At 72.3% G+C, this 13,901-nt stretch carries 13 protein-coding genes; 5 read left to right on the plus strand and 8 right to left on the minus strand.

What is annotated here, in order from left to right; genetic code table 11:
* The first annotated feature begins 53 nt into the window (after positions 1–53).
* Positions 54–1,187, plus strand: coding sequence for an ATP phosphoribosyltransferase regulatory subunit (locus DK427_RS03895; RefSeq protein WP_109953985.1), 1,134 nt, complete (start codon positions 54–56; stop codon positions 1,185–1,187).
* Between the two features lie 20 nt (positions 1,188–1,207).
* On the plus strand, positions 1,208–2,182 hold the full coding sequence (gene hisG, locus DK427_RS03900; RefSeq protein WP_425452533.1) for an ATP phosphoribosyltransferase: 975 nt from the start codon (positions 1,208–1,210) through the stop codon (positions 2,180–2,182).
* A 7-nt stretch (positions 2,183–2,189) separates the two neighbouring features.
* Here the strand turns inward: hisG and DK427_RS03905 are convergent, their stop codons facing one another.
* Positions 2,190–2,531 carry a lysozyme inhibitor LprI family protein gene (locus DK427_RS03905; protein WP_109953986.1) on the minus strand — a complete coding sequence of 114 codons (342 nt, stop codon included), beginning with the start codon at positions 2,529–2,531 and terminating at the stop codon, positions 2,190–2,192.
* Between the two features lie 59 nt (positions 2,532–2,590).
* Entirely contained in the window at positions 2,591–2,797 is a 207-nt protein-coding gene (locus tag DK427_RS03910) for a hypothetical protein (protein WP_109950126.1), read from the minus strand.
* A gap of 230 nt (positions 2,798–3,027) precedes the next feature.
* On the opposite strand from DK427_RS03910, the gene DK427_RS03915 reads away from it, so the two are divergent.
* Positions 3,028–3,774 (plus strand): YebC/PmpR family DNA-binding transcriptional regulator, encoded by a 747-nt coding sequence (locus DK427_RS03915; protein WP_109950127.1) that lies wholly within the window; start codon positions 3,028–3,030, stop codon positions 3,772–3,774.
* Between the two features lie 76 nt (positions 3,775–3,850).
* Here the strand turns inward: DK427_RS03915 and DK427_RS03920 are convergent, their stop codons facing one another.
* The 3 genes from DK427_RS03920 to DK427_RS03930 are packed head-to-tail and all read right to left on the minus strand — an operon-like array spanning position 3,851 to position 9,079.
* Positions 3,851–6,556 carry an ATP-binding protein gene (locus tag DK427_RS03920; protein WP_109953987.1) on the minus strand — a complete coding sequence of 902 codons (2,706 nt, stop codon included), beginning with the start codon at positions 6,554–6,556 and terminating at the stop codon, positions 3,851–3,853.
* A gap of 29 nt (positions 6,557–6,585) precedes the next feature.
* Positions 6,586–7,623 carry an HD-GYP domain-containing protein gene (locus DK427_RS03925; protein WP_109950128.1) on the minus strand — a complete coding sequence of 346 codons (1,038 nt, stop codon included), beginning with the start codon at positions 7,621–7,623 and terminating at the stop codon, positions 6,586–6,588.
* A gap of 22 nt (positions 7,624–7,645) precedes the next feature.
* A complete protein-coding gene (locus DK427_RS03930; protein WP_109950129.1) occupies positions 7,646–9,079 on the minus strand; it encodes a TadE/TadG family type IV pilus assembly protein in 1,434 nt (477 codons plus the stop codon).
* Between the two features lie 272 nt (positions 9,080–9,351).
* Here DK427_RS03930 and DK427_RS03935 point away from each other — a divergent pair, with 272 nt between their 5' ends.
* Both DK427_RS03935 and DK427_RS03940 read left to right on the plus strand, forming a co-directional pair.
* Positions 9,352–9,966 (plus strand): TadE/TadG family type IV pilus assembly protein, encoded by a 615-nt coding sequence (locus DK427_RS03935; RefSeq protein ID WP_109953988.1) that lies wholly within the window; start codon positions 9,352–9,354, stop codon positions 9,964–9,966.
* The gene (locus DK427_RS03940) at positions 9,963–10,538 is read left to right on the plus strand and encodes a TadE/TadG family type IV pilus assembly protein (protein WP_245930788.1); all 576 of its coding nucleotides are present in this window, start codon (positions 9,963–9,965) and stop codon (positions 10,536–10,538) included. The genes DK427_RS03935 and DK427_RS03940 overlap by 4 nt, the downstream gene beginning before the upstream one ends.
* 63 nt (positions 10,539–10,601) lie before the next feature.
* Here DK427_RS03940 and DK427_RS03945 read toward each other — a convergent pair whose 3' ends face one another.
* The 3 genes from DK427_RS03945 to DK427_RS03955 all read right to left on the minus strand — a co-directional run bounded on the left by DK427_RS03945 (position 10,602) and on the right by DK427_RS03955 (position 13,859).
* On the minus strand, positions 10,602–10,937 hold the full coding sequence (locus DK427_RS03945) for a c-type cytochrome (RefSeq protein WP_204165264.1): 336 nt from the start codon (positions 10,935–10,937) through the stop codon (positions 10,602–10,604).
* The gene (locus tag DK427_RS03950; protein ID WP_109950131.1) at positions 10,934–12,217 is read right to left on the minus strand and encodes a PQQ-dependent sugar dehydrogenase; all 1,284 of its coding nucleotides are present in this window, start codon (positions 12,215–12,217) and stop codon (positions 10,934–10,936) included. The genes DK427_RS03945 and DK427_RS03950 overlap by 4 nt, the downstream gene beginning before the upstream one ends.
* Positions 12,218–12,356: 139 nt before the next feature.
* A complete protein-coding gene (locus DK427_RS03955) occupies positions 12,357–13,859 on the minus strand; it encodes an NAD(P)/FAD-dependent oxidoreductase (RefSeq protein WP_109950132.1) in 1,503 nt (500 codons plus the stop codon).
* Between the last annotated feature and the right edge of the window lie 42 nt (positions 13,860–13,901).

Below are 13,901 nucleotides of genomic sequence, written 5' to 3' on the forward strand. Positions count from 1 at the left end.
CCAAGCCCCATCGCGATTGCTACAGAGCCGCCGGACACGGGCTGGTGGAGCCGATGACACGACCGGAAGCGGAGACGGGAACGGACGGGACCGCGCAGGCGCGGCTGCTCGCGCATCTGACGGCGGCCGGCTACGCGCCGGTGACGCCGCCCGTCCTGCAGCCGATCGAGCCCTTCCTCGAACTCTCCGGCGAGGACATCCGCCGACGCATCTTCGTGACGCAGGACGTGTCCGGCGCCGAGATGTGCCTGCGGCCGGAATTCACCATTCCGGTCTGCCGCCTGCACCGCGCCCGCGCCGCGGGCGGCAGCGCCGATTACAGCTATCTCGGCCCCGTCTTCCGGCTCGCCGCGGACGAGCCCGACGAGTTCCTGCAGGCCGGCATCGAGTCGATCGGGCGCGCCGACATCCCGGCGGCGGACGCGGAGGTGCTGGGGCTCGCCCTCGACGGGCTCGCCCTGTTCGGCCACGCGAGCCCGACCGTCCGCCTCGGCGACATGGGGCTGACCGTGGCGCTCCTCGACGGGCTCGGCGTGCCCCCGGCCGCCAAGCGGCGCACGCTCCGCGCGCTCGCCGCCGGCCGCTCCCTCGACGGCATCACCAACGCGGCCACGCCCGAGGACCCGCATGCGGGCCTGCTCGCGGCGATCCAGGGCCAGGACCCGCGCGGCGTGCGCGCCTTCGTGGAGGATGTGCTGGCCATCGCCGGCATCTCGGCGGTGGGCGGGCGCTCGGCCGGCGAGATCGCCGAGCGCTTCCTCGCCAAGGCCGCCGCGCAGGCGAGCGGCGGGGCGGGGCTCAACGTCGAGAACCGCGCGGTGATCGAGCGCTACAGCGCGATTGCCGGCGATCCGGACGCGGCGGCGCGCAGCCTGCGGGCGCTGGTCGCGGAGGCCGGCATCCGGCACGACGCGGTCGCGGCGGCGCTCGACCTGTTCGAGGAGCGCAACGGCTTCATCGCGGCCCGCGGCCTCGCGCTCGATGCCTTCCGCTTCAGCGGCGGCTTCGCGCGCAACCTCGACTACTATTCGGGTTTCATCTTCGAGGTGACGGGGGGGGAGGGGATGCCCGTCCTCGTCGGCGGCGGGCGCTACGACGGGTTGCTGACCCATCTGGGAGCGCCCGAGCCGCAGCCGGCGGTGGGCTGCACCTTCTGGGTCGATCGCGTGGTGGGAGGGGCCCGGTGAGCCTGTCGGAGACCTCTTCCGTGGATCCGCTCGTCCTGGCCGTCCCGTCGAAGGGCCGGCTACAGGAGAACGCCAACGCCTTCTTCGCCCGGGCCGGGCTGAAGCTCGCGCAGGGCTCGGGCGCCCGCGACTACCGCGGCAAGCTCGTCGGTGTGCCGAATGTCGAGGTGCGCTACCTCTCGGCCTCCGAGATCGCGAGCCAGCTCGCCTCGGGCGCGGCCCATCTCGGCATCACCGGCGAGGACCTGATCCGCGAGAGCCTGCCGGACGTGCGCGGGCAGGTCGAGCTCCTGACGCCGCTGGGCTTCGGCAACGCCACTGTGGTGGTCGCCGTGCCCCAGGCCTGGATCGACGTGCGCGCCATGAGCGACCTCGACGAGGTCGCGGCCGAGATGCGCGCCCGCCACGGGCGCCGTCTGCGCATCGCCACCAAGTACGTGAACCTGACCCGCCGCTTCTTCGCCGAGAAGGGCGTCGCCGACTACCGCATCGTGGAGAGCCTGGGCGCCACCGAGGGCGCGCCTGCTGCAGGCTCGGCCGAGATCGTCGTGGACATCACCACGACCGGGGCGACGCTCGCCGCCAACGCCCTGAAGATCCTCGACGACGGGATCATCCTGCGCTCGGAGGCGAACCTCGTCGCCTCGCTCAACGCCGCCTGGGGCGAGGGCCAGCGAGCCGCCTTCCGGGCCGTGATGGGCCGGATCGCCGCCGAGGAGCGCGCCCGCACCACCCGCGAGGTGCGGGCCGGTCTGCCCGAGGACGGCACGATCGACCTCGCGACGATCGCCGGGCTCCACGAGGCCGAGCTGCCCTACGGCGCGCCGCGGTGCGCGGACGGCGAGATCGTGCTGCGCTGCCCGGAGGCGGCGGTCTTCGACCTCGCCGACGCGCTGGTGCGGGCCGGCGCCCGGGCGGTCAGCGTGCGCCGCATCGACTACGCCTTCGCGGCTGAAAACCCCCTGGCCGAGCGGCTGCTGGCGCGGCTGCCTTAGGGTCGTCTCACTGCCCCTGCTTGGCGAACTCCGAGAGCAGGCCGCGCAGGGTCTTCAGCCGGACGTCGTAGAGGTCGCGCAGGCAGGCGGTGTCGGGCCCGCAGGCGCGGCGCTCCTTCAGCCACGCCTCCTGGTCCTCCTGCATCTTGGTGCGGCCGCCCATCGGCAGCACCTCCTTCAGGATCTCGAAGCGCGTCGCCATCTCCACGTCGCGGTCGTTGAGCGCGAGCGTCCTGCAGATCGCCGTCTCGTCGGGCGTCTCGGCCTTGTCGCAGGGGAAGCTCGCGGCCCGCGCGGAGTCGGACAGGAGCGGGCTCGCCAGCAGGGCGAGGAGCGGCAGGGTGCGGATCAGAGCGGGCATGCGCGACAACGGGGAGAAGCCGCGAAGGCTCCCATCCGCGTCCCGGATCATAGTCCGTCGCGCTCCGGGCGGCGCCGCGCCTCGGACCGCCCCTGCGCCGCCCGCGGGAACAGGGTCGCGCCCGCCGCGGCGCCGAGGATCGCCGCGAGGCCGAGCCTGAGCCAGCCCGCTGCCGCGGCCCTCGGGCCGGTGCGGGCGCTCCGGCCGGCATCGACCGGCGCGCGGTCCCCGTCGGGGCGCTTCGTTCGACCCATCACCTCGTGTCTCTCCGCAGCCTCGCGGCAGCAACGCTCGGGCGTCCCCGATCTTTCCGGTGCCCTCCGACAGGGATCGCGCGTCGGCGCGGACCAAGCCCGCGTTGCCTCGCCGACGAGCGCCGGCCTATAACCTGCGGATTCGCGACCCGTGCGGCGTCGAGGGCCAGGATCTCCCTGAGAGGATTTCCGAGCCGGTCTCTCCGCCGCGGCAGACAGCCTGAAGAGACATGGCCGGCCATTCCCAGTTCAAGAACATCATGCACCGCAAGGGCCGCGTCGACGCGGTCCGCTCGAAGGTGTTCGGCAAGCTCGCTCGCGAGATCACGGTGGCGGCCAAGCTCGGCACGCCCGATCCGGCGATGAACCCGCGCCTGCGGGCGGCCATCCTGGCCGCCCGGGCCGAGAACATGCCGAAGGACAACATCGAGCGCGCCATTAAGAAGGCGGCCGGCGCCGAGGGCGAGAACTACGAGGAGATCCGCTACGAGGGCTACGGCCCGGGCGGCGCCGCGCTGATCGTTGAGGCGCAGACCGACAACCGCAACCGCACGGCGTCCGACGTGCGCTCGGCCTTCACCAAGTCCGGCGGCAGTCTCGCGGAGACCGGGGCGGTCGCCTTCATGTTCGACCGGGTCGGCGTCATCGCGTTCCCGGCCGCCGTGGCCGACGCCGACACGATGCTGGAGGCCGCGATCGAGGCGGGTGCCGACGATGTGCGCTCGGACGAGAACGGCCACGAGGTCACCTGTGCCCAGGACGCCTACGGCGAGGTCGGCAAGGCGCTCGAAGCCCGCTTCGGCGAGCCCGTGCGCACCGGCCTCGTCTGGAAGGCCCAGAACACGATCGACGTCGACGACGAGACCGGCGAGAAGCTGGTGCGCCTTGTCGAGGTGATCGAGGACCAGGACGACGTGCAGAACGTCTACGTCAACTTCGCGCTCTCCGAGGCGCTGATGGCCAAGCTCGAGGCCTGATCGGGGCGGTCCCCGCCGCCGCGGGGGCCGAGCGCCGGAACGGCCGGGCAGCGCGCCCGATCGTCCCGGGTTCCCGTCAGCCGGCCACCCTCCGCGCCTCGGCCGGGGCGTTGCCGAGGCCGTCCGCGAAGCCGCTCAGGGCCTCGATCGTGGCCGCGAAGAGCGCCGAGACGCGCTCCGCCGTGCCCGCGGGCGGCAGGTCGCCCGCGTCGCGCGCGGCGCGCTCGATCCGTCCGAGATCGGCCGCGAGCGCCGCCGCGCCGATATTGGCGCTCATCGACTTGAGCCCGTGCGCGGCGCTCGCGACCGCACGCGGGTCGCCCGCGGCGAGCGCCTGCTCCAGCGTCTCCAGCGCCACAGGGCCCTGGCGCGTGTAGAGGCCGAGCACGCGCCCGAAGAAGGCCCCGTCGCCCATCTCGCAGAGGCCCTGCAGGACCTGCGCATCGAGGAGCGCGCCGGGCGCGGCCGCAGGTGCCGGCGCGCCGGCCGTGGGGGGCTCATCCACCGTCTGGGTGCCGGGCGCCAGAATGCCGCCCAGGAGTTCCGCGAGCTGCGCCAGGGTGAAGGGCTTGGCGAGCGCCCCGTCCATGCCGGCCTCGCGCCAGGCCACGGCGCCGTCGCCGACGACGTGGGCGGTGAGCGCGACGATCGCCACGCGCGAGAGGCCGGCCGCGGCCTCGCGCTCGCGGATGGCGCGGGAGGCCGCGAAGCCATCGAGCACCGGCATGTTGCCGTCCATCAGGATCAGGTCGAACGGCGTCTCGGCCTGGGCGAGCACCGCCGCCGCGCCGTCCTCGACGGTGACGACCGCGGTGACGCCGCAGCGCGCCAGCGCCTCGACCGCGACCTCGCGGTTGACCGCGCTGTCGTCGGCCACGAGCACCCGCGCGCCCGGGAATTGCGGCAGTGCCTGCGCGGCGCCTTGCGCCGCGGACCCTTGCGCGAAGGGCTCGCCCGTCGCGAGCGCGGCCTGCGTGGCGCGCCACTCGCTCTGCACCACGGGCCAGCGCATCAGCTCGTCCGCGAGCCCGGCCCGCAGCGCCTGCGCGCCCGCCGGCTCGCCCATCGGGCAGAGGGCGATCACCCGTTCACGGCCCGCCGGCCGCGTCCCGGCGCGCAGCAGCGCCTCCGCGTCGGCGATCTGCAGAGCGGCCTCCGCGGTCCCCGGCGCGAAGCCCGCGGCGGCGAGGCTCGCGGCGAGCGCCGCCTCGGTGGCCGCCCCGAGGCCGACGAGGGCGACCGCGGCCGGCACGGCGTCGCCGCGCCGGATCGCGGGCGCGACCTCCGCCTCCGCGACCGGGATCCGCGCCCAGAAGGTCGAGCCCGCCCCGACCCGGCTCTCGACGCCGACCGCACCGCCCATCGCCTCGATCAGCCGCTGGGCGATCGAGAGGCCGAGGCCGGTGCCGCCGAAGCGGCGCGTGGTGGATTGGTCGGCCTGCGAGAAGGCCGCGAAGATCGTCGGCAGCTTGTCCTCCGGGATGCCGATGCCGGTATCCTCGACGCGGATCACCAGGGTGCGGCCCGCCGCCTCCATGCTCATCCGCACCAGGACGTGGCCGCTTTCCGTGAACTTCAGGGCATTCGACACGAAGTTGCCGAGCACCTGGCCCAGCCGCACGGGATCGCCCAGCATCCGCCGCGGCACGTCGGAGGCGACGCTCGCCGCGAGGTCGAGCCCGGCGCTGCGCGCGCGCTCGCCGAACAGGGTCACGACGGTGTCGGCGACCTCGCCCGGATCGACCGGGATCCGCTCCAGCTCCAGCTTGCCCGCCTCGACCTTCGCGAAGTCGAGGATGTCGTTGATGATGGCGAGCAGGGACTGCCCGGAGCGGGCGATGACCTCGGCGTAGCGGCGCTGGCGCGGCGGCAGGTCGGTGCCGGCGAGCAGTTCCGCCATCACCAGCATGCCGTTCATCGGCGTGCGGATCTCGTGGCTCATCGTGGCCAGGAAGGTGGACTTGGCGGCGTTGGCGGACTCGGCGGCCAGCATCGCCTCGCTGAGGTCGAGGGTGCGGACTCGGACCTCCTCCTCGAGCTTCGCGCCGTGCTCGGCCAAGCGCCGGTCGCGCTCGTTCACGGCGCCGAGCAGCGCGTTGAAGGTGCCGGCCAGTGCCCCGACCTCGTCGTCGCCCGAGACCACCGCGCGGCGGGCGTAGTCGTGCCGGAGGCGCACCGCGTCCATGGTGGTGGCGAGGTCCGCCAGCGGGCGCGTCACCGAGCGCTGGAGCCGGGCCGAGACGGCGAGCCCGACCGCCAGCGCGAGCAGGCCCGCGAGCCCCGCGCTCAGCGCCACGCCGCCGACGCGCTCGGCGAGGTCGCCGGTCTGCGCCACGAGGACGACGCGGCCGATGTCCCGGGCGTTCTCCTTGACCGGGGCGCTGATTCGGAGCGTGCGGGTGAAGAGGAGATCGTGGAGGCCGATATCCCGGCCGTCGAGGTCGATGTCGCGGGCCAGACGCAGGCCGATGCCCTGCTCGGCGAGCACTGCGCCGTCCAGGCGCTCGACCGCCGCGTAGACGATCGTCGGCGTGTGGGCGATCGCCCTGAGCACGGTCTCGGCCGCCCGCTCGTCCCCCGCCGCGACGGCCTCGGTGCTCGAATAGGCGAAGACCTGGGCGAGCGCGCTGAGCGATTCGCGCTTGTCGGCGGCGTAGCGATCGACCTCGCGCCAGACGGAGAGCAGCGTGGCGAGCACCAGCGCCGCCGCCACGGCACCGACGACGGCCCAGGCGAGGCGCCGGGCGAGCGAGCGCCGCGGGCTGAGCGAACCAAGGCGCATCGGGCGGTCTCCCCTCGTCCGGACGATCGTCAGGCCGCGAGCCTGCGGCACTGGTCCTCGACCTCGTCCCAGCCCTCTAGGAAGGCCGCGACGCAGGCCGGGTCGAAGTGCTGGCCGGCCTGCTCGTGCAGGAAGGCCTTCGCCCGCTCCAGCGGCCAGGCCTCCTTGTAGGGCCGGTCCGAGACGAGGGCGTCGAACACGTCGGCCACCGCCACGATGCGGCCGGGGAGCGGGATCGCCTCGCCCCTGAGGCCCGCCGGGTAGCCCTGTCCGTCCCAGCGCTCGTGGTGGCTCGCGGCGATCTCGGCGGCGAGCCGCACCACCTCGGAGGTGCTGCCCTCCAGGATGCGACGCCCGCGCTCGGCATGAGCCTGCATCTCGACCCGCTCCTCGGCCGTGAGGGGACCCGGCTTCAGCAGGATCGCGTCCGGCACGCCGATCTTGCCGACGTCGTGCATGCTGGCGGCGAGCTGGAGGGTCCGCACGCCCGCGGGATCGAAGCCGAGGCGCCGGGCGATGATGCCCGCATAGGCCGAGACCCGGGCGACGTGGTTGCCCGTATCGGTGTCGCGGTGCTCGGCCGCCCGCATCAGGAGCGCGATGATCTCGCGCTCGCGCGCCTCGATCACCGAGACGGCGGCGGCGACCTCGCGGGCGAGCCAGGCCGCCCGGTCCTGCTCCTGCCGGTGGGCCGCCGAGATCTTCATCAGGTTCGTCACCCGGGCCCGGATCTCGACCGGGTCGCAGGGCTTGCCGAGAAAGTCGGTGGCGCCCGCCGCCAGGGCCTCGCGGCGCAGGCTCTGCTGGTCGAGGCTCGTGACCATCACGATCGGCACGTGGGCGAAGCCCTCCACCGCGCGGGCGGCCCGGATCACCTCGAGGCCGTTCATGCCCGGCATCTCGTAGTCGGTGACCGCGATGCCGATCCGCTCGACGTTGCCGCGCAGGAAAGCCAGCGCCTCGACAGGGCAGGTGAAGTCGACCGGCTCGCAATCGGGCACGGCCTTCAGAGCCTGCGCCATCAGCAGGTTGTTCATCTCCGAATCGTCGAGGATTAGGGCGAGCATAGGGGTTTCCGGCGGCGTGTCGCTACTGGCTCAGCATGAGCTTGCCTGAGAGCGGGCCGACGCCCTTGGGCACCGGCACGCTCGTCTGGTCGTAGTTCGCGTTCAGGTAGAGGTTCGGCCCCTCGTAGAGGTTGACCTGCTGGGCCACCACGACGGTGTAGGCCGAGCGGTCCGCCACCGGCTTGTCCGCGTCGATCACCACCCGGCCGGCCGGGAGGTAGATCGTGCCCAGCATGGTGCGGGCGTTGTCGCTGATGATCCGGTAGATCCGCATCGGCTTGGTCAGGCCGACCGGCGGGGGGGTCGGGGTCGGCGGCAACTCGCCGTCGCCCGTCAGTCCCGAGACGAGGTCGGTCACCCCGCCGACGGTGGTCCCCACGGCACTCAGCAGGGCCAGGACGGGATCGACCGGGTTGTTGACGCTGCGCTCCTCCATCATCAGCAGTCCGGCCATCACGCCGCTGGTGGGGGCGGCGAGACTCACCGTGCTGCCCTTGCTGAACAGCAGGCCGCCCTTGTCTCCGGTGAAGTAGAACGCCACGCCGTCCCCGGCGACCGATGCCTTCTGGTCGACGATCAGGGGCCCGTCCTTCATCACGTAGATCCCGGGCCGCAGCGTGACGGTCGCCTTCTTGGTGATGCGCAGGCCGCCGCAATAGGTGCCGGGCTCCAGCGTGACGCTCTGGTCGACCTCGTTCTTGCTGGTGTCGCCCTTCTTGTTGGCGGAAGCCGGGATCGCGATGCAGCCCCCGACCGCCGGCGCGGGGCGGTCCTTCAGCGGATCCTCGATCACCGGGCAGCCTGTCTGGGGCGGGGGCGCGAAATTCGCCCGCAGGCCGAGATAGCCGCCGGCCGAGCAGATCGTGTCGGCCCGCGCCATCGCGTTGTCGCCGCCGACCATCCCGGCGATGTTGGCCGAGTTCGCGTAGAGAGAGCAGGCGTTCGCCGTGACCTGCGCGTTCTTCTGGAGGTTGAAGGCGCCCATCGCCGACGGATCCAGGGTGAGCATGCAGAGCCGCATCTTACCCACCACGTTCACCCGCGCCTGCGCCGAGATGGTCTGTGTCCCGAGCCCCACGAGCGCGCCGAAGCCGAGCCGCATCGTCTCCTCGGCCCGGGCGAACACGCTGGTCTTCTCCGGCGGCACCTCGACGCGCAGGCCGAGGGCGCGATCGGCCGGGGTCTTGGCGGCGTCGCGGATGGTCTGCTCGGTCACGCCCCGGACCGAATCGGTGCTGGAGGCCGCGAGCTTGAGGGCGTTGCCGCCGGCCAGAACGCCGGCATCGACCGCGGCCTGGAGCTGGCTGCGGCGCGTCGAGACCCGGGCGTAATCGATGCCGCCGCCGATGAGGCCGACCAGCACCGTGGCGCTCAGGCCGAAGATCAGGGCCACCGAGCCCCGCCGGTCCGCCCCGAAGGCCGCCAAGCGGTCGCGCGCGGTGCCGCGTCCCGCCATCCTGTGCCGAACCTCCCGCATCACATCGTCCGCCCGCACGCAGATCTTCCCAAGCCATCTCCTAGCGCTCTGCCGGTTAACGAACCGCCTTGTTCGGTCAGGTTGTAGATCTTAGTCCTTGATCAACCATGAGTGAAGTAAACTATCTCCCCGAGTGTGTGCGGGCGGCAGGCAAGTCTTACGGGTTGTAAAGAGTGGTCCTGCTAGACCTGCGGATCATGTCCGGCGGTCCGATGGAAAACCCCGCCGGATCGCGCGACCGGCCCTCGAACATGCCTGCCCCCGGTGGTCTTCCCACAACCCCGTCACGAGACCTGTCGGTACGGCTGCGCGCGCGCCTGCTCGCTGCCGGGCGCGGCTTCGTGCGGTCCCGCTCGGGTGCCGGGGCGGTGGAGTTCGCGCTGCTGGCCGTCCCCTTCCTCCTGCTGCTCTGCGTGGTCGTCGAGGCGGCCATGATGACCCTGTCGCAGCAGACCCTGGACAGCGCGGTCGACCGCGCGGCGCGGGCGCTGCGCACCGGCGCGTTCCAGGACGCCGCGGACGGCAACGACCCGGCCTCGCGCCTGCGCCGCGTGATGTGCGGCGGCGCCGCGGTGCTGTTCCGCTGCGCGGATCTCAAGCTCGACGTGACCCGGGGTTCGAGCTTCGCCGCGATGAGTATCGCCGATCCCTACGACAGCCAGCGGAAGGACTGGGCGCCCGGCTTCGGCAGCACCTTCCAGTGCCCGCTCGGCAGGGACGTCGTGGCCGTGCGGGCGGCGGTGCCGGTGCTGCGCCTGTTCAACGCGCTCGATTTCACGCGCCACCCGATGGGCTCGAACGCCCAGCTCCTCGTGGCGACGGCGATCTTCTCCACCGAGCCCTATAGCGGGAAGGCTTGCCAGTGAGGCGCGAGCCGGTGGCCCGGCGCTTCGCGCGCGCGCGCTCCGGCGCCAGCGCGGTCGAGTTCGCGATCATCGTGCCGGTCCTGCTCGGCCTGTTCATGGCGGCCGTCGAGCTGCCACGGGCCTTCTCGGTCGCCAAGCGCCTCGACCTCGCCGCCAGCACCATGGCGGACCTGATCTCCGGCACGAATCCCGCTGTCGGCGAGGTCTACGCGGCGGCCCGCGCCGTGGCGACGCCCTACGACATCGAGGCGGCCGGGATCGTGCTGACGGCCGCGGGGGTCTACCTGACGGACGGCGTCGCCGTGGCGCGGGTCTGTTCCAGCGCGGCGCAGAAGGATCAGGCCCGCACCGTCGGCTCGGTGATCGGGCCCGCGCCGACGGGGAGCGCGGCCGGCACCCGCTACGTGATGGCGGAGGTGAAGATGCGCTACGCCGCCCTGTTCCGGGTGTTCCCGACCTTGAGCAACTGGACCTTCTCCTACACCACCCTCTGGCCGGTGCGAGAGGGCAAGGCCTACTGGGGCAACCCGGAGGTCGTGCTGCCGGGCGGGCAGCCCTGCCCGCCGGTCTGAGGGGCCGAACGCCGCCCGGAGCCGATCCCGATCGCGCGGCAATCGGGATCGGCGGAGAGCGCTCTAGCCCGGCGGCAGAACCTCGATCTGCAGGCCGCCGTAATAGGCCGCGAGGTTGTCGATGTCGGCGTCCGTCAGCTCCTTGGCGACCACGTTCATGACCTCGTTGCGGCGCGTGCCGTCCCGATACTCCCGCAGGACCTTGACGAGGTAGACCTCGACCTGTCCGGCGAGGTTGGGCGCCTCCGGCAGCTTCGAGAGCCCGTCGAGCCCGTGGCAGGCCTGGCAGGCGGCGGCGCGCTTGCGGCCTGCCGCGGCGTCGCCCCCGGCCGCGGCCGGGAGCGCGCCGAGGACCAGCGCCGCGAGGGCGAGGCCAAGCGGCTTGCTCGGTCTCCTCACTTGTCCCCGCCCTCGTAGGAGATGCGGTAGACCGCGCCCGCGGTGTCATCCGAGACGAGGAGCGAGCCGTCGAGCAGCACGGCCACGTCGACGGGCCGGCCGAGATACTCGCCGTCCTGCGTCAGCCAGCCCTCGGCGAAGGGCTTGACCGAGGCGACCTTGCCGTCGGCGCCGAGCGTCGCGAACATGATCCGGGCGCCGACCGGGGTGGTGCGGTTCCACGAGCCGTGCTCGGCGATGAAGATGCCGCCCTGGTAGGCCTTCGGGAACTGCTTTCCGTTGTAGAAGGTCAGGCCGAGATCGGCCGCGTGCGGCGGCAGCTCGGCCAGGGGCGCCACGGCGTTCGCGGGCGGGGTCTGGTCCTTGTACTCGGCCGTGCGGACCGCGCCGCCGCCGTACCAGGGGAAGCCGAAGGTCTCGCCGGCCTTCGTGGCGCGGTTCAGCTCGCCCGGCGGCGTGTCGTCGCCCATGCCGTCGACCTGGTTGTCGGTGAACCAGAGGCTCTTGTCGGGCGCGAAGTCGATGCCGACCGAGTTGCGGATGCCGGTAGCGAAGACCTCGCGGTTCTTCCCGTCGGCATCGACCCGGATGATGCCGCCGATGCCGGTCTTCGTGTAGAGGTCGAGCTTGTCGGCGGGCGGCACGTTGTAGGGCTGGCCGAGCGCGATGTAGGTCTTGCCGTCCGGCCCGACCCGGCAGACGCGGGCGGTGTGGTTGTAGCTCTCCTCGGAAGCCGGGATCAGCTCACCCTGCTTCACGACGATACCGGCGGCGACGTCCGGGTTCTCGTAGAAGAACTCGGCGGCCGGGAAGGCTAGGACCCGGTTCTGCTCGACGACGGTCAGCACGCCGTCGCGCGAGAAGCAGACGCCGTTCGGCACCTTGAAACTGACGCCCGGCGCGAAGGCTCGCACCTCGTCGGCCACCCGGTCCTTGTCGCGGTCGGTGACGGTGTAGACCTTGCTCTTGCGGGTGCCGACGAAGACGACGCCGGCATTGGGGCCGACCGCGAGGGCGCGGGCATCCGGCACCACGGCGTAGAGGTCGATCTTGAAGCCCTCGGGCAGCTTGATCTTGGCGAGCGTCTTGCGGATGGCGTCGGCGCGGCGCCCGGTCTGCGGCACCTCCGGGGCCGGCTCCGTGCCGGTGCTCTTGAAGGCCTGGAGCTTCTCCAGGTCGTCGGTCTTGCCCTTGGTCTCGCCGGGGGGCGCGCCCTGAGCCAGGGCGCCGACGGTGAGCGCCGCGCTCGCCAGGAGCGCGGCCAGAATCTGCGATCGCATGGATGTTCCTTCCCGGGCCGCCCCGTCAGCGGGCGTTGGAAAGGTTGTCGCGTGCGCCGGCGGCGGTTGCAAGACGGCGCGTGAGGGCTTCGCCCGGCCGCCCCTTCCGGCCGGCCGCTCTCGCGAGGCCGTGAAGGCCTCAGGCCACCTTGCGCGGCACCAGCCGCTCGCTCCCCAGGGCTTCCTGGGCGCCCGAGATCCCGGCCTCGGTGTACTCGGCGTCCTCGTTGACCCGCCAGACGTCGTGGCGGCGCTTACCCGCCAGGATGTTCTCGACGGTCAGCATCGCCGTCATCATGGCGTGGTCCTGGTTGTTGTACTTGTGCATGCCGTTGCGGCCGACCAGGTGCAGGCTCGGGAAGTCCCGCTCCAGCTCCATGCGGACCATCGCGACGTTCTCCGCGTAGGTCTCGTCGTAGACCGGATAGGCCTTGGGCTGGCGCACCACGCAGGCATCGACCACGTCGGCCGGGTCGATCAGCCCGATCTTGCCGATCTCCGCCTTGGCGAGCGCGACGAGGTCGGCGTCGGAGCTGTTCCAGAGCCCGTCGCCCTCGAAGCAGAAATATTCGAGCCCGAGGCAGGTGTGGCCCGCATCCGGCACCATCTCGGGCGACCACGAGAGGAAGTTCTGCACCCGGCCGACCTTCACGGACGGGTCGTGGATGTAGATCCAGTTGTCGGGAAAGGTCTTGTCGGACTTGGCGATCAGCGCGACCGTGAGGAAGTCGCGGTACTGCAGGGCGCGGGCGTGGAAGGTGCTCAGGGGCCGCGGGCGGATCGCGTCCACGAGCTCGCGCACCGGCGCCGAGGAGACGAGGTTGCGGGCCGTGTAGGTCTCCCGGCTGCCGTCGCCGAGCAGCACGCTCACCGTCCAGATCCCGGTGGCGGCGTCAAAGCCGAGGCCGTCGACGCCGCGGTCGAGCAGCACCTGGCCGCCCTGCGCCCGGATCTTCGCGGCGGCCGCCTCCCACATCATGCCGGGGCCGCGGCGCGGATAGCGGAAGGACTCGATCAGGGTCTTGATCACCGGCTCGCCGGCCTTGGGCTTCGCGCGCAGCCCGAGCGAGCGAACGAGCGCGTCGCGGATCGCGGCGCCGAGGTCGAGCCCCTTGATGCGCTGGGCTGCCCAGTCGGCCGAGATCGCGTCGCAGGACATGCCCCAGACCTTCTCAGTGTAGGTCTTGAAGAAGATCGAGAACAGGCGCTCGCCGAATTGGTTGCGCACCCAGTCGTGGAAGCTCTTCGGCGTCTCGATCGGCTTGGCGCGCGCGTACAGGTAGGAGAGCACGCAGGCCGTGCTGGTAAGGAGGCCGAGGTTCCGCAGCGCCTCGAAGGCCTTGAGCGGGTAGGCGTAGTATTTGCCCTGGTAGTAGATCCGCGACAGGCGCGGGCGCTCGATGAAGTCGTCGGGCAGGAGCTCGTCCCAGAGATCGACCACGGCCTTCGACTTCGAGAAGAAGCGGTGCCCGCCGATGTCGAACAGGTAGCCGTTGTGGGAGACCGTGCGGGAGATGCCGCCGACCTGCGCGGGGTCGCGCTCCAGCACCGTGACGGAGCGGCCGTGCTTCGATAGCAGGTAGGCGGCGGTCAGCCCCGCGGGGCCTGCGCCGATGACCAGCGTCTCGGTGTGATGGCTCATTCCCGGCTCCGGCGGGGCGCCCCTCCAACGGGATCGCCCGGA

This window comes from Methylobacterium radiodurans, assembly GCF_003173735.1.
Taxonomy (GTDB): Bacteria; Pseudomonadota; Alphaproteobacteria; order Rhizobiales; family Beijerinckiaceae; genus Methylobacterium; species Methylobacterium radiodurans.

Coding starts and splice junctions, on each gene's coding strand:
- DK427_RS03895 (WP_109953985.1), top strand. CDS start 54: ATGACACGACCGGAAGCGGAGACGGGAACGGACGGGACCGCGCAGGCG.
- DK427_RS03910 (WP_109950126.1), bottom strand. CDS start 2,797: ATGGGTCGAACGAAGCGCCCCGACGGGGACCGCGCGCCGGTCGATGCC.
- DK427_RS03915 (WP_109950127.1), top strand. CDS start 3,028: ATGGCCGGCCATTCCCAGTTCAAGAACATCATGCACCGCAAGGGCCGC.
- DK427_RS03920 (WP_109953987.1), bottom strand. CDS start 6,556: ATGCGCCTTGGTTCGCTCAGCCCGCGGCGCTCGCTCGCCCGGCGCCTC.
- DK427_RS03925 (WP_109950128.1), bottom strand. CDS start 7,623: ATGCTCGCCCTAATCCTCGACGATTCGGAGATGAACAACCTGCTGATG.
- DK427_RS03930 (WP_109950129.1), bottom strand. CDS start 9,079: ATGGCGGGACGCGGCACCGCGCGCGACCGCTTGGCGGCCTTCGGGGCG.
- DK427_RS03935 (WP_109953988.1), top strand. CDS start 9,352: ATGCCTGCCCCCGGTGGTCTTCCCACAACCCCGTCACGAGACCTGTCG.
- DK427_RS03950 (WP_109950131.1), bottom strand. CDS start 12,217: ATGCGATCGCAGATTCTGGCCGCGCTCCTGGCGAGCGCGGCGCTCACC.
- DK427_RS03955 (WP_109950132.1), bottom strand. CDS start 13,859: ATGAGCCATCACACCGAGACGCTGGTCATCGGCGCAGGCCCCGCGGGG.